The organism is Aliirhizobium smilacinae (assembly GCF_006335145.1).
Classification (GTDB): Bacteria; Pseudomonadota; Alphaproteobacteria; order Rhizobiales; family Rhizobiaceae; genus Neorhizobium; species Neorhizobium smilacinae.
In genome coordinates this window covers 382,893-402,509 of sequence record NZ_VDMN01000005.1, presented here as the reverse complement: position 1 = coordinate 402,509, position 19,617 = coordinate 382,893, and the positions used below count along the sequence as shown (strand labels likewise).

The 19,617-nt window shown below is 58.4% G+C and carries 19 protein-coding genes; 15 read left to right on the top strand and 4 right to left on the bottom strand.

Annotated elements, in window-relative coordinates; genetic code table 11:
• The 12 genes from FHP24_RS21810 to FHP24_RS21755 all read left to right on the top strand — a co-directional run.
• On the top strand, positions 1-119 hold a 119-nt coding region (locus FHP24_RS21810; protein ID WP_139678335.1), incomplete at its 5' end, for an FAD-linked oxidase C-terminal domain-containing protein.
• A 58-nt stretch (positions 120-177) separates the two neighbouring features.
• Positions 178-2,496, top strand: a complete 2,319-nt coding sequence (locus FHP24_RS21805; RefSeq protein ID WP_139678334.1) for a molybdopterin guanine dinucleotide-containing S/N-oxide reductase — start codon at positions 178-180, stop codon at positions 2,494-2,496.
• Between the two features lie 547 nt (positions 2,497-3,043).
• Positions 3,044-4,699 carry an ABC transporter substrate-binding protein gene (locus FHP24_RS21800; RefSeq protein ID WP_139678333.1) on the top strand — a complete coding sequence of 552 codons (1,656 nt, stop codon included), beginning with the start codon at positions 3,044-3,046 and terminating at the stop codon, positions 4,697-4,699.
• 35 nt (positions 4,700-4,734) lie between these two features.
• Positions 4,735-5,745 carry an ABC transporter permease gene (locus FHP24_RS21795; RefSeq protein ID WP_139678332.1) on the top strand — a complete coding sequence of 337 codons (1,011 nt, stop codon included), beginning with the start codon at positions 4,735-4,737 and terminating at the stop codon, positions 5,743-5,745.
• Positions 5,742-6,590, top strand: coding sequence for an ABC transporter permease (locus FHP24_RS21790; protein WP_139678331.1), 849 nt, complete (start codon positions 5,742-5,744; stop codon positions 6,588-6,590). Before FHP24_RS21795 ends, FHP24_RS21790 begins: the two co-directional genes overlap by 4 nt.
• Entirely contained in the window at positions 6,569-8,293 is a 1,725-nt protein-coding gene (locus tag FHP24_RS21785; RefSeq protein ID WP_139678330.1) for a dipeptide ABC transporter ATP-binding protein, read from the top strand. The genes FHP24_RS21790 and FHP24_RS21785 overlap by 22 nt, the downstream gene beginning before the upstream one ends.
• Complete coding sequence (locus tag FHP24_RS21780; protein WP_139678329.1) at positions 8,290-9,378, top strand: LLM class flavin-dependent oxidoreductase; 1,089 nt, start codon at positions 8,290-8,292, stop codon at positions 9,376-9,378. The genes FHP24_RS21785 and FHP24_RS21780 overlap by 4 nt, the downstream gene beginning before the upstream one ends.
• A 152-nt stretch (positions 9,379-9,530) precedes the next feature.
• Complete coding sequence (locus FHP24_RS21775; protein ID WP_139678328.1) at positions 9,531-10,634, top strand: LLM class flavin-dependent oxidoreductase; 1,104 nt, start codon at positions 9,531-9,533, stop codon at positions 10,632-10,634.
• Between the two features lie 115 nt (positions 10,635-10,749).
• A complete protein-coding gene (locus FHP24_RS21770; RefSeq protein WP_139678327.1) occupies positions 10,750-11,931 on the top strand; it encodes an acyl-CoA dehydrogenase family protein in 1,182 nt (393 codons plus the stop codon).
• 64 nt (positions 11,932-11,995) lie between these two features.
• Complete coding sequence (msuE, locus tag FHP24_RS21765) at positions 11,996-12,556, top strand: FMN reductase (RefSeq protein ID WP_139678326.1); 561 nt, start codon at positions 11,996-11,998, stop codon at positions 12,554-12,556.
• 19 nt (positions 12,557-12,575) lie between these two features.
• Complete coding sequence (locus FHP24_RS21760; protein ID WP_139678325.1) at positions 12,576-13,577, top strand: C-terminal binding protein; 1,002 nt, start codon at positions 12,576-12,578, stop codon at positions 13,575-13,577.
• A gap of 185 nt (positions 13,578-13,762) precedes the next feature.
• Entirely contained in the window at positions 13,763-14,980 is a 1,218-nt protein-coding gene (locus tag FHP24_RS21755; RefSeq protein ID WP_139678324.1) for an SfnB family sulfur acquisition oxidoreductase, read from the top strand.
• A gap of 53 nt (positions 14,981-15,033) precedes the next feature.
• Here FHP24_RS21755 and FHP24_RS21750 read toward each other — a convergent pair whose 3' ends face one another.
• Positions 15,034-15,708 (bottom strand): RBBP9/YdeN family alpha/beta hydrolase, encoded by a 675-nt coding sequence (locus FHP24_RS21750; RefSeq protein ID WP_180356080.1) that lies wholly within the window; start codon positions 15,706-15,708, stop codon positions 15,034-15,036.
• Positions 15,709-15,958: 250 nt separating this feature from the next.
• On the opposite strand from FHP24_RS21750, the gene FHP24_RS21745 reads away from it, so the two are divergent.
• The 3 genes from FHP24_RS21745 to FHP24_RS21740 all read left to right on the top strand — a co-directional run bounded on the left by FHP24_RS21745 (position 15,959) and on the right by FHP24_RS21740 (position 16,856).
• Entirely contained in the window at positions 15,959-16,147 is a 189-nt protein-coding gene (locus FHP24_RS21745; RefSeq protein ID WP_139678322.1) for a hypothetical protein, read from the top strand.
• Positions 16,148-16,217: 70 nt separating this feature from the next.
• Positions 16,218-16,394, top strand: coding sequence for a hypothetical protein (locus tag FHP24_RS28805; RefSeq protein WP_180356079.1), 177 nt, complete (start codon positions 16,218-16,220; stop codon positions 16,392-16,394).
• A gap of 171 nt (positions 16,395-16,565) precedes the next feature.
• Complete coding sequence (locus FHP24_RS21740; RefSeq protein WP_139678321.1) at positions 16,566-16,856, top strand: hypothetical protein; 291 nt, start codon at positions 16,566-16,568, stop codon at positions 16,854-16,856.
• Between the two features lie 43 nt (positions 16,857-16,899).
• Here FHP24_RS21740 and FHP24_RS21735 read toward each other — a convergent pair whose 3' ends face one another.
• From FHP24_RS21735 to FHP24_RS21725, 3 genes are read right to left on the bottom strand one after another with little or no spacing between them, the layout of a single operon-like run.
• Positions 16,900-17,778: a MurR/RpiR family transcriptional regulator gene (locus FHP24_RS21735; protein WP_139678320.1), complete on the bottom strand. Its 879-nt coding sequence runs from the start codon at positions 17,776-17,778 to the stop codon at positions 16,900-16,902.
• Positions 17,779-17,792: 14 nt separating this feature from the next.
• Positions 17,793-18,860 carry an ABC transporter ATP-binding protein gene (locus FHP24_RS21730; protein WP_139678319.1) on the bottom strand — a complete coding sequence of 356 codons (1,068 nt, stop codon included), beginning with the start codon at positions 18,858-18,860 and terminating at the stop codon, positions 17,793-17,795.
• Positions 18,857-19,606, bottom strand: a complete 750-nt coding sequence (locus FHP24_RS21725) for a glycerophosphodiester phosphodiesterase family protein (protein ID WP_139678318.1) — start codon at positions 19,604-19,606, stop codon at positions 18,857-18,859. Before FHP24_RS21725 ends, FHP24_RS21730 begins: the two co-directional genes overlap by 4 nt.
• Positions 19,607-19,617: the final 11 nt, after the last annotated feature.

Genomic DNA, 19,617 nt, shown 5'->3' with positions numbered 1-19,617 from the left:
CCGGCAAAATCGACTATCTTCGGACCGAACATGGCGATGCCGTCGATCTCATGATCGTCATCAAGAACGCCATCGATCCCAAAGGCATTATGAATCCGGGCAAGGTGCTGCCGAGCTGAGCTGAGCCGAGCCGAGCCATTCCCATCCGAAACGCACTGATCGCCGAGGATATCTGCAATGAATTCGTTCAAGCCTCACAGCTCCCACTGGGGTGCCTTCTCAGGCCGATACGAAAACGGCACGCTCGAAATCCGGCCGCATCCCGGTGATCCCCATCCTTCCCCGCTGCTGGGCAACATTCCAGCCATTGCAGATAGCCCTGCTCGGGTCAGGCGCCCGGCCATCCGGCGTGGATGGCTTGAAGGTCTCCCCTGCCACGCGAACAAACGCGGTGCGGATGACTATGTCGAGGTCAGCTGGTCTGAAGCCTTGGATCTGGTGGCGAACGAGCTCCAGCGCGTTTACCGGGATTTCGGTCCGCAAGCAGTCTTCGGAGGTTCCTATGGCTGGTCGAGCGCCGGGCGTTTCCACCACGCGCAGAGCCAGATCCATCGGTTTCTCAATGTGCTGGGCGGCTATGTGCGATCTGTCAATACCTACAGTTCCGGTGCGGCGTCGGTCATCATTCCGCATGTGCTCGGACCATATGACACGTTCGACCGAAAGAGCGTCACCTGGGATGCCATCGAGCGCAGTACGGAACTCGTCGTCGCCTTCGGCGGAATGGCAATCAAGAATGCCGACGTGCATGGCGGCGGCATCGGTGCGCATACTGTACGGCCGAAGTTATCGGGCGCGAGTGCCCGCGGCGCGCGGTTCGTGTCCGTCAGCCCACTCAGGGATGACTTTCCTGCCGAGGTAAATGCCGAATGGCTGCCGATTATCCCCGGCACCGATGTGGCACTCATGCTTGGTCTTTCCCATGTGCTCGTGACCGAAGGATTGCACGACCGCGAATTTCTTCAGCGCTACACGGTCGGCTACGAACATTTCGAGGACTACATACTCGGTCGCGGCGATGGATTGCCGAAAACTGCCGAATGGGCTGCGGAGATCTGCGGTATCGGCGTCGAGACGATCAAGGACCTGGCGCGGACGATGGCGCGATCCCGGACGCTGGTGACTGTCAGCCACTCCCTTCAGCGCGCTGATTATGGAGAGCAACCCGTATGGATGGGCATTGTCCTTGCAGCAATGCTTGGGCAGATCGGGCTGGATGGCGGCGGGTATTCCTATTCGCTTGGAGCACTCGGCAATATCGGCAAGCAGCAACTGGCCGTGCCGTTGCCGACTCTCAACCAGTTCAAGAACCCCGTGACGGACTACATCCCAGTAGCCCGCGTCGCCGACATGTTGCTCAATCCGGGCGCCGGTTTTCACTATAACGGCCACGCCCTGCACTATCCGGATATCCGCCTCGTCTATTGGGCAGGCGGCAATCCGTTTCATCATCACCAGGATCTAAACAGGCTGCGGGCTGCCTTCAAGCGGCCCGAAACGATCATCGTCCACGAGACGGCATGGACATCGACGGCCCGTCACGCGGATATCGTGCTGCCGGCGACAACGACGCTCGAACGGGACGATATCGGCGCTGCGGACCGCGACGATCTGATGATTGCCATGAAGAAGCTGATCGAGCCGGTGGGCGAGGCGCGGGACGACTATGAGATCTTTTCCGAGATCGCGCGGCATCTTGGCAAGTTCGATGCGTTCACCGAAAACCGTACATCCAAGGAATGGCTTTCATTCCTGTTTAAAACGACGCATCAGGCACTTGTCGCCAGCGGGCAGGAAGCCCCGGATTTCGAAACTTTCTGGGAACGGGGCGAACTTCGTCTACCACTGAAACCCGATGAAGGCGGTCCAGCAAGCGCCTTCCGTGACGATCCGTCCGGTTCCCCGCTGCAGACTCCATCCGGCAAGATCGAGATATTTTCGCAGACGATCGCGGATTTTGGCTACGACGATTGCCAAGGCCATCCACACTGGTATCCCGCACGGATAGAGATCGAAGCGGATCGAGCGGCCTATCCGCTGCATCTGGTTTGCAACCAGCCGCACCAGCGTCTGCATAGCCAGCTTGATTATGGTGAGTTCAGCCGTTCGACGAAGATCAAGGACCGGGAGCCGATCCGCATCAACCCGACCGACGCGGCAGCGCGCAGTATAGTGGATGGTGATATCGTCAGGCTGTTCAACCAACGCGGCAGCTGCCTTGCTGCAGCGGTGCTGAGCGAGGACGTGCGCAGAGGCGTCATGCAGCTTGCGACAGGTGCATGGTTCGAACCGGACGATCGGACGTCGGAACATGCGATGTGCCTACACGGCAATCCGAATATCCTCACCCGCGACGTCGGAACCTCCAAGTTGGCCCAGGGCTGCACCGGGCAGATCACGAAAGTGGAGGTCGAGCGTTTTTCCGGCGAGATTCTGCCGGTACGGATCTTCGAAAGCATGACATTCCTGCAGAATAAAAACGCCACCCGGGCATAGACGCGAACGGTCGGCCAGCCTTGCGCTCCCGGTTACTCGGCGGGAAGTGACCGGTTAAAAGCAATGATGGGTCCGCAGAGAGCAAGATCTAGCAGGCTTGCTAGCTCGGCATGGTTTCCTTCGGGGCATATCGTCCAGGCGCTCCACAACCAATCTCCAACACCTCTGAAACACCAATCCCAATGACCTCACAAACTGCGGCAAATTAATCCATTAATTCCATAGAAAAAGAATAACCAGTCTTTCTCCGTGGCGCTGTGCTGATAGGCTGTGCGCCATGATCTTCTTGTCGAAAAGCAAAAGGACCGCGTCATGAACGGAATATGTACCGCCGATTGCGCTCTCCGCTCGAAACAGCCGTCCAAGGCTGTCTGACAGCGGCAACGCTGCACCCCACTCATCAGGATTTTTATCCAGGCATTCGCCTGCTCGGCAAGGAGCGGCAACGGGTTGCCGCGCGCAATTTTCCCGCATCGCGGATGAGCTTGCGTGCGCTCGGTAAGAATTCTGCAGACACAAGCTACGCCCAACCCATCAGGATCGCCCCATGACCGAACGTTCTTCCCTCCTCAGCCTTTCCCGGCGCCGTCTGTTGATCACGACATCCGCAGTGGCTGCCGCCGCCCTTCTCGTCTCGGCGACAGGCTTTACTCCGGCTCAGGCAGCCGACACTCCGAAAGACGGAGGTGACATCACCTTCCTGATCGACTCCCTCGGAGATAGCTGGATCCCCAACAATAGCGCGATCTCCAGCTTCCAGGGTCATATCTGGGGCCATGTCACCGACAAGCTCCTTTATGTCGATGCCGAAGGCAAGGTCAGCCCCTGGCTCGCCGAGCGCTGGGAGCAGAACGACAACGCCACCGAGTTCACGCTCTATCTCAAAAATGGCGTGACCTTCTCCGATGGCGCGCCGCTCGATGCAGCCGCCGTGGTTGCCAATCTCGACATCTGGTATGCCGGTCGCAAGAACGAAGGCATCAACCCGATTGGTCTCTTTCCCAAGACCTATGATCGCGCTGAAGCAGTCGACGCGTCCACGGTAAAAGTGTTCTTCAAGAAGCCGACACTCGGGTTCATCCCGACTTTGGGCTATCACGGCTCGATCCTGATCTCGCCCAAAAGCATTGGGCAGCCCGCTTCCGAACAGGCCGACCTGAGCAAGACCGCCGGCAGCGGACCCTATGTGGTCGAGAGCTGGAAGGAAGGCGATCATGTGACGCTGGTCAAGCGTAAGGACTACAACTGGGGGCCTGCGGCCGTCGGCCATACCGGCCCGGCCTTCCTCGATAGCATCACCTACAAGCTGGTGTCCGAACCGTCGATCCGGGTCGCCTCGGTCCAGTCCGGTCAGGCTGATGTCGCCTACAACGCATCCCCCCAGGAACTGAAGTCGCTAAAGGAAGAAGGCTTTACGATTGCAACGCCGCGTTATCTCGGTTTCGTCAATGGGTGGGCGGTCAACACGAAGATTGCACCCTATGATGACGTCAAGGTCCGTCAGGCGCTGCAGACCGGCATCAACCGTCAGGAAATCATCGACACGGTCTATACGCCTGACTGGAAGTTGCCGACGTCCTTCATCCAAAGCAACGTGCCCGGCGCCACCGACCATGGTGCATTATTGGCTTATCATCCCGACAAGGCGGAAAAGCTTCTGGACGAAGCAGGCTGGGTAAAGGGCGCTGACGGCATTCGTGTCAAGGACGGCAAACCTCTGACGCTGACGCTTCATTCAAACCCTTATCTCGCCACCTCCAAGTCGGTGGACGAACTCATCTCCCAGCAGCTCGGCAAGCTCGGCTGGAAGGTCAACATCCGGGCCTATGACGTGGTCACCTACGGCGAGAAGGTTAAATACGGCGGCCCGGCAATTCCGACCTACGAGGTGACACGCAGCTTCATCGATGCGGGAACCGTCGCCGGCATTTTGACCAATGCCAACAATGGCGAGAATTGGTTCGCTCTCGATGACCGCGATACGACATTAAACGGACTGCGCGACAAGATCGCCGGCGCCGGTTCTGCCGAAGAGCGGAACCCGCTCCTCGATACATTGCAGGAATACGTTCTGGATCAAGGCTATTTCATCCCGCGCACCCAGATCGTCCAGCGCATCTACGTGCAGTCACCGACGCTCAAGGGCGAAGTCTATAACGGCGTCGCCTATGCCAGCTACTACACGGCCTTCATTGCCGATTGACGCGTAACACAACCGAACCAATGCGAGGCACCGGCATGAGCAATGCCTACCTAACCTACGCCGCGAAACGGCTCGGCCAGGCGGTCGTCGTCATCCTGCTGGCCTATGTCTTCACTTTCGTGGTCGTCAGCATCCTGCCTGGCGACCCGATCACCAGCGTTCTGCGCAATCCGCAAAACGGTTTCAGCGAAGAAGAGATCGCCGAAATCATCGCCGCGCAGGGTCTGGACAAACCGGTCATCATTCAACTCTGGAACTCGCTGACCGGTTTTCTCACCGGCGATCTCGGCATGTCGATGCGGTCCAACAGGCCCGTATCGACCCTGATCAGCGAAGTTCTTCCCTCGACGCTCATTCTTGCTTCTGTGGGACTGGCTGTCGCGCTGATCCTGGCAATAGTGGTCGCCTACGGCACCCGTTTTCTTCCCAAACGATACGGACAGGGCCTTCTGCGTGGTTTTCCTTCGCTGTTCCTGTCCGTGCCGAATTTCGTCATCGGCCTGGTGCTGATCCATCTCTTCGGCTTCCAGCTGGGCATCTTCCGCGTCATCAATCCCGACAGTTTCTGGGCGACACTGTTTGCCGCGATCGCGCTCGGCATCCCGATTTCGGCACAGATCGCCGAAGTTCTCATCGCAAACCTCGATAAAGAGGCGGAGCAGGAATATGCCGCCGTCGCCCGCAGCCGCGGCCTGGGTCAGGCGCGCCTCTTCGCAAAGCACCTGCTCAAACCGGCCTCGCTGCCCGTCGTTACCGTCATCGCCCTTACGATCGGCGAACTTCTCGGCGGTTCGCTGATCACCGAGACTGTCTTCGGGCGAACGGGCATCGGCAGCCTGGTGCAACGTTCGGTGAGCACGCAGGACCTGCCCGTGCTGCAGGCAATCGTCTCGCTCGGGGCCGTGATCTTCGTCCTCGTCAATCTCGTTGCCGACCTTCTCTACCCACTGCTTGACCCGCGCGTAAAAATTCTTGGCGGGCAGAAACGCCGCCCAACCACGGCCGATGAGCCCTCCATCGGATCAACCAAGGCGGTAACATCATGACCTTCGCCTCAAACTTGACTCTGTCGGCATCCACTCGCAACAGCTGGGCGGAAGCCCTTCGTATGCCGGCGATTGTCGCGCTTTCCTTCGTGGTTGTTGCGACCATCATTGCCTGGTCGGTCGCACCGCAATTGTTCACGACCTACAGCCCGGTCATCGGCGTTCCGGCGGACAAGCTGCTTGGTCCCAGCACCGCGCACTGGTTCGGTACCGATCATCTCGGACGCGACCTTTACGCCCGCGTTGTCTATGGCACGGCGTCTTCGGTATCGAGCGCACTTGTCGCTGTCGTGATCGGCGTTTTAGCCGGCGGCTTTATCGGATTGCTGGCGGGGTTCCTCGGCGGCTGGGTCGATGTCGTTCTGGCACGACTTGTCGATGTCCTGCTTTCCATTCCGAAATTCCTGCTGGCGGTCATCGTCGTCACCGCCATCGGATTCGAGACGATCAATGCCGCAATCGCCACCGGCGTATCGGCCGTTGCCATCTTCGCACGCGTTACGCGGGCGGAGGTCATCAAGACCAGACAGGCGACATTCGTCGAGGCCGCGTTTCTGTCGGGCGGTTCGCGCTGGTACATCCTCTGGCGCCACGTCCTGCCGAATGCCTCGCGTTCGGTGCTGCCGCTTGCAGTCCTGCAATTCGGTGAGTCCATCCTGGTGATCGCCAGCCTTGCCTTCCTCGGTTACGGCGATCCACCGCCGGCTTCCGACTGGGGCCTGCTGATCTCGATCGGCAAGGACTACCTCAAATGGCCGTGGCTCGTTTATGCGCCCGCTTTCATCACGATCTTAACCGTCCTCTCAGTGAACAGGATCAGCCGATGGCTTCGCAAGACAGACTGACCGACACTCTCATTCGCGCCATCACCATTGCTCCCGCGCCACAACCAGCCGCACCGCTTCTTCGCGTCGACAATCTGTCGGTTTCCTATGGGCGGCAGGATGTCGTTCACGATGTCGGGTTCGAGCTCGGACGCGGCAAAAGCCTCGCCCTGATCGGCGAGTCCGGCTCCGGAAAATCGACTATTGCCCGCGCCGTGCTGCGGCTTCTTCCAAACGGCGCAAGAGCCTCCGGTGCTGTGCAATTCAATGAGCAGAACCTGCTGGCACTCCCCGAACGCCGGTTCCGGCCCTTGCGCGGCCGACAGATCGGCTTTGTCCCGCAGGACCCCGGCAACGCACTTAACCCTGTACGCACGATCGGTGTGCAGGCGATGGAAGCCGCAGCATTGACCGACGAACCCAGCGTAGCCATCCGCAGGGCGCTGATCCTCGATACATTCGCTAAGGTAGGGCTCGACAACCCGCAGCGGGCCTATGATTCCTATCCTCACCAACTATCCGGCGGCATGCTGCAGCGTGTGCTGATCGGCCTTGCGGTCCTGCCACGTCCTGCCCTTCTGGTTGCCGACGAGCCAACGTCTGCGCTAGACGTCACGATCCAGAAGCGGATTCTCGATCTCCTTTCCCGCTTGCAGCATGATCTGAATATCAGCCTGCTGCTGATCACCCATGATCTCGCCATCGCTGCCGAGAGAACGGATACTCTCGTCGTGTTGAAAAACGGTGTCGTGCAGGAAGCGGGCAAGACATCGGCGGTCTTTTCTTCTCCGTCGTCAGCCTATGCCAGAAAACTCCACGCCGATGTCCCGGCTCTCAACCCGGATCGTTACGCGAGGCTGCGGGAGACCGGTTTGCGTTTGCACCGTACTGAGGAAGCCCCGAAGATCGAAGTCAGCGCTGTCACGAAAAAATTCACGGTCGATGGCAAGGTACTGACAGCTGTCAACGATATCTCCTTCGCCGTCGCCCCCGGCACTACTCATGCCCTGGTTGGTGAGTCGGGCTCCGGCAAGACGACCACGATCCGGCTTCTGCTTGGGCTCGAAGAACCGGATAGCGGTGAAATCTCGGTCGCCGGGGAGCAAGTTTCCGGTCGTTCCCGCGAGTCGTTGCGTGCCGTCTGGCGGCACCTTCAGCTCGTCTACCAGAACCCGTTTACCTCGTTGGACCCGACATGGACCGTCGAACATCTGGTTCGCGAGCCTCTCGACCGTTTCAAGATCGGAACGTCTAAAGAAAGGGCCGAGCAGGTCCGTCAGGCAATCGCCAATGTCGGGCTCGACGAACACCTTTTGACCCGCAAGCCGGGCGCACTTTCGGGCGGACAGCGGCAGCGTGTGGCGATTGCAAGATCGCTGGTCCTGAAACCGGATGTGATCGTTCTCGATGAACCCACATCCGCACTCGATGTCAGCGTTCAGGCGGATATTGTCGAGGTTCTGCTGTCACTGCAGGCAAGGCTTGGCCTGACCTATGTTTTTGTCTCGCATGATCTGGCGCTGGTTCGCCAGCTCGCACACACCGTCTCCGTCATGCAGCGAGGCAGCATCGTCGAACATGGGACCGTCGCGGATATTTTTGGCAATCCCCAACATCCCTACACCGCATCACTCCTGGCTTCGATCCCGGGCGGCATCGCCGATCCGGTGCGCATGACGCATCCGAAGCCCCGGCAAGTTTTCCGAAAGGAGCAGATCGCATGACCATTGCGGTGCCCACCAGCACTCTACCTGCTTCGTTTCGTCCGAAACAGCGGCTCGGTTTCAACACACGCGTTTCGTTCAATGACGATGCGGGTCCGGCGCAAGGGCTGCGCGACGGGATCGAACTGTTCAAGCAGGCCGAGCAACTGGGCTACCAGTCAGGCTGGGCCTATCAGCGACACTTCGACCACTATCTGTCGTCGCCGCTTCCCTTCTTCGCCGCCGTCGGCCAGCACACCCAGCACATCACGCTCGGATCGGCGGTCATCCCGATGCGGTACCAGGACCCGATCTTGCTCGCAGAAGCTGCCGGAACGACGGATCTGCTGATCAACGGCCGACTCGAGCTGGCAATCGCAACCGGAGCCAACGGAGCTTTCGACGCCGTCTTCGGCACCGTCGATACCGACGCTCGCACGGAAGCCAAACGCCGTCAGGCGCGCTTTCTCTCTGCCATCTCTGGCGAAGTCCTTCATACCGTTACCGAAGCGGGCCAGGGAGCGCCGCAAGGTGCGGAGTTGCGGGTAACACCCTATAGCCCGACCTTGCGCGCCCGCATTCGACAGGGTTCGGCAAGCCTCAGCTCAGCCGTACAGGCTGCCGAACTCGGCATAGGGCTCATCTCAGGAACCGTCCTGCATGATCATGACGAAGGCGAGACATTCGGCGAGTATCAGGCCCGCCTTATCGATGTCTACCGTACGACCTGGCGCAGACTCTGGACGACAGAGCCGCCACCGGTCGCCGTCGCCGCTTCTATTCTCGTCGGGACGACCACCGAACTACGTGAAAAATATGCCGCTTACGATCTCGAGCGCCGCATCAACGGAATTGCCGCGTCGCGGCCCAAGGGGGCGCTCGCGCCTCCGAGCCAACCTGCCGGAGCGCAGATATCTCCCGTCTTCCAGGGAACGCCCGATCAGGTGATCGAAGCTGTTTTCAACGATCCCGGCCTTAGCACTGCAGACGAAGTGGTTCTCTTTTTGCCACCGGCCTTCGGCCTTGCCGAAAACCTGCAGCTGTTGAGTGATCTCGCCCATACCGTCGCCCCAGCATTTGGCTGGTCTCCTACCCCGCAGCATTGAATCCAACCGCAGTCGCGGTAAGGCCACCTACTTCACGGCCGGCTGCGGTGAATATTTTCTACATATTGCATAGAAAAAGAACGACCTGTCTTCCTCATTAATCCGCCGCTGCTTACCCTCTTCGCATCGGCCGGCAACCTCAAGGAGCCCACATGACCGCGGAATTTATCAGTGTAAGTTTCCCCAATGCGTCAAACGACCTGAACCCCATTCCCGACGCCCCTGTGGATCCACTTTTTCTGGAGCGCTATGCTCGTTCCCTGGATGATTACGGCTTCAACTATACGCTGATCCCTTACTCATCCTCCTCCTTCGACCCTTTCACGCTCGGCGCGACGGTGCTCGCGCATACGAAGCACATCAAGATCATCGTGGCGCTGCGGCCCAACACCGTCTATCCGACGGTTGCCGCCAAATCCCTGGCAACGCTTGATCAACTGAGCGGCGGCCGCGTCGTCGTCCACTTTATCGCCGGCGGCAGCGACGAAGAGCAGGCGCGTGAAGGTGACTTCCTCAACAAGGAAGAGCGCTATGAGCGGCAGGAGGAATATATCCGTATCCTGCGCCTCGCCTGGACATCGAAGGAGCCCTTCGATTTCGACGGGAAATATTACCAATTCAAGCAGTTCCGCAGTGCCGTGCGCCCGACCAATGGGCTCATCCCGATCTCGCTCGGTGGTTCGTCCGATGCCGCCTATCGCATCGGTGGCTCTCTCTGCGATATTTTCGGGCTGTGGGGCGAGCCGCTTGCCGAAACGAAGCAGCAGATCGAACGTATCTATGCAGAGGCGGCAAAAGCCGGTCGGACGGATCGCCCACGCATCTGGGTAACCTTCCGGCCGATCGTGGCCGAAACCGACGAGCTTGCCTGGGAGAAAGCACACAAGGTCCTCGATCAGCTGAACGCAAACCGCCAGAAAGGTCTGGCACGTGCTCCGATCAACGCGGCCCCACCGGCCAATGTCGGATCGCAGCGGCTTCTGGATATCGCCAAACGCGGCGATGTACATGACCGCGCCCTCTGGTATCCGACCGTCACGGCCACCAATGCCAGCGGTGCGACTACGGCACTCGTGGGTTCGCCGCGTACGATCGCGGACTCCATTCTCGACTACATCGATCTCGGCGCCGATCTGATCTCGATCCGCGGTTATGACAATTACAACGATGCAGTCGATTACGGGCGTTATGTCCTTCCGCTTGTGCGCGAAGGCATTCGTGAACGGGAAGAAGCCAAGAGAAAAGCTGCTGCGTGAGCGCGGAAGGTCCGGTCAGAGCGCCGGACCTTCGCCTGTTCCATGCGAACCACGACATCTTTTATTTTTCTCTTGAGCGAAAAACTCTATCGCAATCCGGAAAGCCTCGAACCGCATGTCCCATGATCCAACCGTCCTCGACGATACCGCGCGCATCCTCGCAGACGCCGCACCCGATGCGGATCAGACCGGTCAGTTTCCCTGGGCCGGTATCCGTGCCGTTCATAAGGCCGGCCTGCTGGAAAGCACCGTGGCCACCCGGTATGGTGGTGAAGGCGCGACGCTGAGCGATGCCGCTCATATCCTTGCGGCACTTGGGCGGGGTGACCCGTCGGTTGCCCTGATCAGCGCCATGACAATCTTCAACCACCTGGGACAGGCGACAAAAAGCCATTGGCCAGATGATCTCTACCGGCGTCTGCTGGGTGAGGCCAAGCAACGGCCGCTGCTGCTGAATGCTGCGCGCGTGGAGCCTGAGTTAGGCTCGCCGGCGCGCGGTGGCCTGCCGGCGACGATCGCGTGCCGCACGGCAGCCGGCTGGTCGATTTCCGGTCGCAAACGTTTCGTGACGGGTGCCCATGGACTCACCCATTTCCTCGTCTGGGCGCATACGGACGAAGTACCGTCGCGGGTTGGAACTTTTGTCGTGGCCAACGGCCTGCCCGGTATCGAGGTCATCGAGAACTGGAAAAGTCTCGGGATGCGGGCGACCGGATCACATGACGTCGAATATAAGAATGTCGAAATCCCGGCAGAAAACGCTCTCGATCTCGTCGATCCGTCGGTGGCTCAACAGGATAACCGCGCCCATGCGGCGATCAATCTCGCACTGACCGCCATTTATCTCGGCGCTGCGGAGGCTGCACAGGCTGCTTTCATCCAATTCGCGCATGAACGCGTGCCGGCCAATCTCGGCCATCCCATCGCCCGCACCGAACGGTTCGTGACCCTTTCCGGCGAAATCGATCTGCTTGTCTCCGGCGCCCGCCAGATCATTTTTGGCGCACTCGAGCACAATACCGGCGATGCGGAGCCGCTTATACGGGCAAGGCTGCTTGCCGGCCGACAAATCCGCAATGCCGTGGAGACGGCAGTCCGCGGGATTGGCAATCCAGGCCTCAATGCCGATCTGGGCCTTGAACGACATTTTCGGGACATCCAGTCCGTGCTCGTCCATGCCCCGCAGGAAGATACATCCGTCTCCATTCTAGGTCGCGCAGCTTTCGATCGATGGAACAAGAGCAAGGTCGATCGGTCTGGTGATGCAACCAATGTCCCCATTCTCAAGATGGCCTGAAGAAACAAGAAAATGATCGCTTGCGGCTGATTGCCGGTGAACGCATTTCTGAAAGGGAATTTGAATGAGCAACAATCTGATTGTCGGCTTCTCGGGCAATATCTCCCGTCCGTCGGGCACGAGACGTTTCGTGGAAAACGTGACGGAAGCATTGGCGGCGCAAACCGGCCTGCAGCATGTGGTCTTCGATGTGGAAGATTTCGGGCAGTCCCTTGCGACGGCAAGGTCGGTGGCAGATCTCGATCCCTCAGCACGCAAAGTAGTTAGAACGATTGTCGAAGCCGAGGCACTCGTCATCGGCTCGCCGACCTACAAGGGAAGCTACACGGGCCTGTTCAAGCACGTTATAGACCTGCTGGACCCCTCGGATCTGCGAGGCAAACCGATCGTTCTAACGGCGACGGGCGGTGGGGATCGGCACTCGCTTGTCGTCGAGCACCAATTGCGGCCGCTCTTTGCATTCTTCGAAGCCTTTGTGACGCCCACCGCAATCTATGCCTCGGGCCGCGACTTCACCGACGGCGCGCCATCGCCCGCCATCCTCGGTCGTGTAAACCAGGCGCTTGCGGAAGCTTCACTGCTTATCACTGCCCGTTCGCTCTCGGCCGCAATCGCCGCGGAATAGACGGCAGGGATAGGAAAGAATGACAGCGAAGAAATATGTGGTCGGAATTACCGACCACATGATCGGCATGCCCGATCTGGAAGCCGAGGTGCTCGGCGATGACGTGGAGATCGACTTCTTCGCCAGCGCGGACGAGACATCGTTTGCACCCGATCGCTTGACGAGGCTCGATGCCCTGATGGTCTGGGGCGCGCGGCTGGGAGAACAAAGCATCCGCCATCTGGCCCGTTGCAAGGGCGTGGTGCGTTATGGCGTCGGTTACGAGAAGATCGATCTTGCTGCCCTTGATGCCGCCGGCATCCCATTCGCCAACAATCCCGATTATGGCACGGAAGAGGTCGCGGATCATGCGATCGCAATGATCCTTTCCCTACATCGACGCCTCTGGGAACATGATGCGCGTGCTCGCGGATACAGTTCCGGATGGCAGATCCACAGCCTCAAGCCGCTTCCACGCTCGAACCGGGCCACGGTTGGCGTCGTTGGTGTCGGCAGGATCGGGACGGCAGTGATAAACAGGCTGAAACCTTTCGGTTTTCGTATCCTTGGTTACGATCCTGGCCAGCCGCCGGGACATGAGAAAGCCATCGGCTATGAACGGCCGGAGCGACTGGAGGAGCTTTTCGCCCAATCAGATATTGTGACCCTTCATTGCCCGGCGAATGCCCAGACACGCGGTCTTCTGGACGTTGGAGGTCTCGCCCGATTGAAGCGCGGAGCGATTGTCGTCAACACTGCTCGAGGAGAATTGATCGAGGATCTCGATGCGCTCGAAGCCGCGCTTCGTAGCGGGCAGATTGCGGCAGCCGCCATCGACACGCTACTGAAGGAGCCGCCCGGTGATCATCCTCTACTGACCGCGTGGCGTAACCGTGAGCATTGGCTTGCCGGCCGGCTGGTAATCACGCCGCACAATGCCTTCTATTCCGATCATGCCGCCGTCGAAATGCGTCGAAACGCTGCAAGGACGGTCAGGCTATTGCTTGATGAAGGTAAACTGCGCAATCAGGTCACGGAGTAAAATTGCCGGTCGAAATTGCAGCCGCTTGATCGTCACTTTACCCGGCTGGCCGGCAAATTGCAGTTCGTTACCCGGCAATGCCTCAAAAAGAAAAATACCCTCCGCTCGCGGCGCTATTTGAAGGTTTATTCCTTCTATCCTGACTGAGACCGTGGCTCAATGCCACCTCTGTACAGGAGGTTACGATGAGCAAGGTCATCAAGTTGGCAGGAAAGCTCAGGGCTGTTTCCCCTTACATCAGAACGGAAGACGAGGCGATCGAGGCTGCCAAGGCTTTGGCTGGCGAGATTCGCACCGGATCCAGTCTTCGGGACCGACAGCGTATCCTGCCGCATCACGAGATGGAGCTTACCGCCCAATCCGGCATTCTGGGTGTCACCGTCCCATCGGAATATGGTGGTGCCGACATTTCCAATCCGTTCCTCGCCGAGGTGCTGGCGATATTGTCTGAAGCCGATAGCTCCGTCGGCCAGATTCCGCAGAACCATTTCTATATACTAGAGGTCCTCCGCCTCGCCGGGACCGAGGAGCAGAAACGGTATTTCTTCACCCGCGCATTGGCAGGCGATCATTTTGCCAACGCGCTTGCCGAAAAAAATGGCGAGGCAGCAGGCATGATCAGTACCCGTCTTGTGCCGGATGGCCCGGGCTATCGCATTTCAGGGCAGAAATATTACTCAACCGGCGCACTGTTCGCCGACTGGATTGCCGTCTTCGCGCAAGATGAGCAAGACCGCATCGTGATGGCGATTGTACCGCGCGATACGGATGGCCTGATGATCACCGATGACTGGGCAGGTTTTGGTCAGCGGACCACAGCAAGCGGCACAGTGATCATCGACAACATCTACGTATCGGCAGATTCCGTGATCGCTCATTACAGGGCTTTCGAACAGCCGACGACACTTGGCTCGCTGGGTCAATTGCTCCACGCTGCCGTCGATCTCGGGATAGCCCGCGCGGCTTTTGCGGATATGATCGATTTCGTCAAAACGAAATCGCGCGGCAATCGCAATATTGATATCGAGATCGCAAGCGCCGACCCCCTGGCGATGGCCAAAACCGGATCGATCGCCGTTAAGATCGAGGCAGCGGCCGCCGTCATCGAACGCGCGGGGCGAAAGGTCGACATCGCCCAGATATCACCATCAGCAGCTGCGGCGTCGGACGCATCGCTTTCCGTGGCGGCCGCGAAAATCCTGACGACGGAGGCCGCGCTTGATGCAACCAACGCACTTTTCGAGCTCGCCGGAACGTCGGCAACGGACGAAAGCCTGAACCTTGATCGCCACTGGCGTAATGCGCGCACGCACACCGTTCATGATCCGGTGCGCTGGAAATATCACGCCATTGGTGATTTTCATCTCAACGGCCGGCTTCCAAGACCGAATGGTCAGTTCTGATTGGTCATTCCGTCGATAAGGCTACGAAGGCGGCCTGCGATTGAAGCGGTGGCTTAGAAGCTGGATGATCGAATCATAGCGCCGTGCGACACAGCAGTGGATGTCCATCTCTGCGAAAACATCGAACGTCGCACCAAGTGTTCAAAAAAGTCATATCCTTGGGCCCAATGTCCGAAGCCGCTTGCGACATTGATATGGCCGGCAAAGCCGATGGTCGACAGCTCGCTGCCCCAGGCTTTCACATGACGTTCCAGCTGTGGGACGCTCATGTAAGGGTCATTGAGGCTGCCGACGACGAGGCTTGGAAACGGAAGGCGCTCCAGGGGTTCAATGCCGAAATCAATCATACAGGGATGCATCTTCAAAGTTGTTTCCAGTGAACAGGGAGCGACCAGAAGCGCCCCGCGGATAAGGCCTGCCTGATGACGGTTGGCATAACTTGCGGCCAGAAGACATCCAAGGCTGTGCGCAACGAGAAAGGCGCCGTCGGTATTCGACAGCGCCTCATCAAGCTTCGCCTGCCAATGCGCCAAAACCGGACATGTCCAGTTTTCCTGTTCGACGACCGACGATTGTACATTCTCGCGCGTCCAGTGCCGCTGCCAATGTTCGTCGGAAGAACCGTTCAACCCCGGAATGATAAGCGTCTGGATCATGACCGACCTCACTGCCTTTCTAACGCAATGAGAAGATAGACAGCCGGTGACGTTGCGTCGGCGAAAGCGCATCCAAAATCTATTAGAAAGATAGATTAATTTGCCTCGTGGCACGAGGCATGCTCGGATAAATTATGGCGACGAACAAAGAATGAATGGAAGTCGGACATGAAAAGCTTCAGCAATGCAGGCCAAGGCAAGACCAGCCAGTTTGTGGAATCGTCCGTATTCCGATGCCACCTCCACTCCCGAATGCAGATGTGTATTGCGCCCCTCACGGCCGACAACATTGAACATAGATTGCGAGATTGGAGTATTGGACATGCAGAAGCAGGTCATTGAGCATGGCGGATTGCCAGTCGGCATAGCCATTCCGGATAGCGGAAAGCTGCGTTTTATTGCTGTGAAGTTTCACGTCATCGATCTCGACGATCGGCGTTTTTCCACGGTTGGGGAACTGAGGGCCGCGATCAGCGACCATATCAGATCTCAAAGACCGATCGCGGCCTGACGAAAGATCTCGCAAAAGCTTGATCGTCGGCGTCATGCGCGTTCGATAAATTCGTTCCCCAGAGAGCTACATGAAAGACATTATGAAATTAGCCGGCAACCGGACGATGACGGTCGGTGCAACGCTAATCGTTCTGAGCCTGGTTTTGCGCAGTCTCGACACCGGCATACCCAATTGCCTCATCGCGGCCGCTTTGGCAGCAGGTTTGGTTTCGGTGATCTTTGCCGCCGGGCGAATGGCCGACTAAGACGCTCTGACGCATCTGGGTTCCCCGATTATCGGACAGCCGAAAACGACAGACCTCGATAGGATCGAAAGCCAATCCACGTAGGGGATTTCGGATCAAAACGCCTCGGAGGCCTGCGTCTTGATTGCAGATATGCTTGTTTAATCCAGACGTTCAACGAGAAAGAGGCCGATGCGCAATCTTGACGAACCTGCCTTACCACCCCACATCCGGCGCGATTGGGACAAGATGCATCGCATGAAAACATTTCTAGAAAAGACGTTCGGCCCGACCGAACTCGCAATTGTTGAAACAGCGCTCGGCGAGTGGATTGATGAGGCTAATGTCGAAAGACAAAGTCCTGAGGCCGAATTGGCAGCGGCGATCGTCATCAACCTGTTCCGCGAAGGGAATGATACGGTTCCAGCGATGCGGAAAGCGATCTCTGCCCATCGCGGATTGAACGACCTCCGACACCCATAAACTCGTCGTGTGGCTGGCCCCACCTATTGCTCGGCGGCCAGCTTCAGCTCATCGTCAGACCCGACGACGCCCGGAATGATCGAAATTCGTTGAGCGCTTTTATCGACCGACCTTCATCAATCGATGCGAGATCGAGTATGATAGCATTGGCGATTGTCATCGGCACGACAAGAGATTGAGACTCGCCCGGCTCGCCGCGCGACACAAGAATCTGGTGATCCGGAACCGGATCAATGCGCGTCCCGCCGACATCGGTGATCGCAAGGGTCGTTGCCCCACATCTTGCCGCGACGCCACGCACTTCGTGAAGCAGTGGAGGTGCTCTGCGAAAAGCGAGAAGCCAGACAACGTCACCGGAAGAGAGCGTGGAAAGCAGTTCGGGGAGTTGATGCACCTGACTGCCAAGATCGACGGCTTCATATCCGGAGCGGTTAAGGCGCAGCGTAATCAAACTGCAAAGTGAGGCGAAATGGCCGCGCCCAAACACGAAAATCTTCCGGCAGTCTCGCAGACGCTCCGAAAAGGCGCGGATATCCGCGTCGGAAACGCTGTTGCGGGTCTGCTGGAGCGCCGAAATCTCGCTATCGAGCACGGATGCCAGCAACCCGTCGCTTTCGGCTTTCACCAGCCGAGCGGCCATACGGGCCGCGGGACTTTCGAAATCATTGCCGCCTTCGGTGAGGCTGGATTGCAGAAAACTGCGAAATTCCGGGTATCCTTTGAAGCCCAGCCGCCGTGCAAGCCGCACGGCAGACGCGGGATGAACACCGGCACGGAAGGAAACATCTTTTCCATTTTCCAGCGCAGCCCGGATAGGGTCTTGGATCAAAACGTCCAGCAGACGCGTATCTGCGTCCGTCAGCCGCGTCGAGTGACGGCTGATCAGGTCGCTTAGCGCAAGTGGAGAACCTGGCGTGTTCATCTCGTCGTCAACCCTCAGTTTGCAGCGGCTTCCCCACCATCCAGAACGATATCCATCCGATCGCCGCTTTGGCTATCAAAAAACAGAGCCCGATCAAGATCGTAGGAGATCCACAAGCTGCTTGTGTCGGTGGGAAGATCGCGTCGAGCGGTCGTGACTGTCAATCGTCCCGCCGGACTTTCACAATGAAGCAACATCTCCGAACCGGTCATTTCCGACAACAGGAGACGAGCGGGCAATGCGTTACCTCCCGGATTCTCCCCATGGACAGTGAGAATTTCAGGACGCAGCCCGACAGTCAGTTCTTGCAAAGATAGCTTCTTACCCTGCAGGCCGGGGAGCGCTTCGGCGGCCACAAAATTGATCGGGGGACTACCGAGAAAGCCCGCGACGAATTGATTGCATGGCCGGTCATAGATCATGTCCGGCCGGTCGAATTGCAGGACATGTCCGCCCTTCATAACGGCCACCTTATCGGCCAGCGACATCGCTTCGGTCTGGTCATGTGTGACGTAGACGATCGTCGCTCCTAACTGCCGATGCAATTCCTTGATCTCTGTCCGCATGGAGATGCGCAAGGCGTTGTCCAGATTGGACAAGGGTTCATCCATCAGGAAGATGGATGCGTTTCGAGCCATTGCACGGCCCATGGCAACGCGCTGGCGCTGACCACCCGAAAGCGCCGCGGGTTTGCGGTCAAGGTAAGACTCAAGCTGCAGCGTCTTTGCAACATCCAGGGCCCGCTGCTCACGCTCAGCTTTGCGCATGCCGCGCAGTTCAAGTCCGAAGGCTATGTTTTCGCGCACCGTCATGTGCGGATAAAGCGCATAGTTCTGGAAGATCATCGCGATATCGCGGTCTTGCGGAGCAAGGTCGTTGGCAAGTCGCCCACCGATTTCGATCCGGCCTTCTTCGCAGCGATCCAGACCGGCGATCATCCGCAACAATGTGGACTTGCCGCAACCGGATGGGCCGACGATGACCACGAACTCACCCGGCTCAATATCAAGCGACACACCATGAAGAATGCGCGGCCCGTTCGGATAAGACTTTCGGATATCCTGAAGCGAAATCCCGCTCATGCCGGGTTCCTCTCGTGATGGCTGTTGCGGACGGAGATCGCCAGTGTCGGCCGGTCTGTCGTGAAGACCTTAACGCCGAGATCGAGAGCCCGCTTGATCTGCTCGCTCGTGTGAGCAGCCCAGCAGCCGAACTCGATGCCTGCGGAAACGAATATTGCCTGCAGCTCTGCATCCGCAGTGTCGATGTGAACCCCAACTTCTGCAATGCCGTGAGCCTTTGCTACCTCGATCACCGTTTCAGGCCCCAATTGGCGCAGGACGGGTGGGCTGACCAACCATAGCCGCGGACGATTGGTAGCCGCCGCGATGTCATCCATGGATCGTACCAGAAACGACGAAAAGGTGGTGCGGTCCAGCATCCCATATTGCTGCAGCATCGAGACGACCTTGGGTACGAAATCAGGATAAGGGATGCCATCAGCGCCCGGCTTGATCTCGCAGCGGAAACCGACCCTGCTCTTTGCAAAGATCAAGCATAGCTCTTCGAGTGTAAGAGGATTGGCACCCGCGCCGTAACGGATCGTGGCCTTCTTTACCTCGGAGAGAGCCATATGCGCGATTGCGCCGCTCATATCGGTCGTGGCGTCGAGCGTCGGATCGTGATGGACGACGATGGCACCATCCGCGGTCGGATGGACGTCGAATTCCACCTCCTCAAGCATCATTTTTACGGTCGCGGTAAAGCCCTGCAGCGTGCTGTCACCAAATTCAAGCGTGCCGCCGCGATGGGATGCAATACGTGTCATGTCTGTGATGT

What these genes read in the sequence shown, in the direction of transcription:
- FHP24_RS21770 (WP_139678327.1), top strand. Translation starts at nt 10,750, where the DNA reads ATGTCCCATGATCCAACCGTCCTCGACGATACCGCGCGCATCCTCGCA.
- FHP24_RS21740 (WP_139678321.1), top strand. Translation starts at nt 16,566, where the DNA reads ATGCGCAATCTTGACGAACCTGCCTTACCACCCCACATCCGGCGCGAT.
- msuE (WP_139678326.1), top strand. Translation starts at nt 11,996, where the DNA reads ATGAGCAACAATCTGATTGTCGGCTTCTCGGGCAATATCTCCCGTCCG.
- FHP24_RS21730 (WP_139678319.1), bottom strand. Translation starts at nt 18,860, where the DNA reads ATGAGCGGGATTTCGCTTCAGGATATCCGAAAGTCTTATCCGAACGGG.
- FHP24_RS21790 (WP_139678331.1), top strand. Translation starts at nt 5,742, where the DNA reads ATGACCTTCGCCTCAAACTTGACTCTGTCGGCATCCACTCGCAACAGC.
- FHP24_RS21780 (WP_139678329.1), top strand. Translation starts at nt 8,290, where the DNA reads ATGACCATTGCGGTGCCCACCAGCACTCTACCTGCTTCGTTTCGTCCG.
- FHP24_RS21805 (WP_139678334.1), top strand. Translation starts at nt 178, where the DNA reads ATGAATTCGTTCAAGCCTCACAGCTCCCACTGGGGTGCCTTCTCAGGC.
- FHP24_RS21785 (WP_139678330.1), top strand. Translation starts at nt 6,569, where the DNA reads ATGGCTTCGCAAGACAGACTGACCGACACTCTCATTCGCGCCATCACC.
- FHP24_RS28805 (WP_180356079.1), top strand. Translation starts at nt 16,218, where the DNA reads ATGAAAGACATTATGAAATTAGCCGGCAACCGGACGATGACGGTCGGT.
- FHP24_RS21745 (WP_139678322.1), top strand. Translation starts at nt 15,959, where the DNA reads ATGCAGAAGCAGGTCATTGAGCATGGCGGATTGCCAGTCGGCATAGCC.
- FHP24_RS21760 (WP_139678325.1), top strand. Translation starts at nt 12,576, where the DNA reads ATGACAGCGAAGAAATATGTGGTCGGAATTACCGACCACATGATCGGC.
- FHP24_RS21800 (WP_139678333.1), top strand. Translation starts at nt 3,044, where the DNA reads ATGACCGAACGTTCTTCCCTCCTCAGCCTTTCCCGGCGCCGTCTGTTG.
- FHP24_RS21795 (WP_139678332.1), top strand. Translation starts at nt 4,735, where the DNA reads ATGAGCAATGCCTACCTAACCTACGCCGCGAAACGGCTCGGCCAGGCG.
- FHP24_RS21775 (WP_139678328.1), top strand. Translation starts at nt 9,531, where the DNA reads ATGACCGCGGAATTTATCAGTGTAAGTTTCCCCAATGCGTCAAACGAC.
- FHP24_RS21755 (WP_139678324.1), top strand. Translation starts at nt 13,763, where the DNA reads ATGAGCAAGGTCATCAAGTTGGCAGGAAAGCTCAGGGCTGTTTCCCCT.
- FHP24_RS21750 (WP_180356080.1), bottom strand. Translation starts at nt 15,708, where the DNA reads ATGCGCTTTCGCCGACGCAACGTCACCGGCTGTCTATCTTCTCATTGC.
- FHP24_RS21735 (WP_139678320.1), bottom strand. Translation starts at nt 17,778, where the DNA reads ATGAACACGCCAGGTTCTCCACTTGCGCTAAGCGACCTGATCAGCCGT.
- FHP24_RS21725 (WP_139678318.1), bottom strand. Translation starts at nt 19,606, where the DNA reads ATGACACGTATTGCATCCCATCGCGGCGGCACGCTTGAATTTGGTGAC.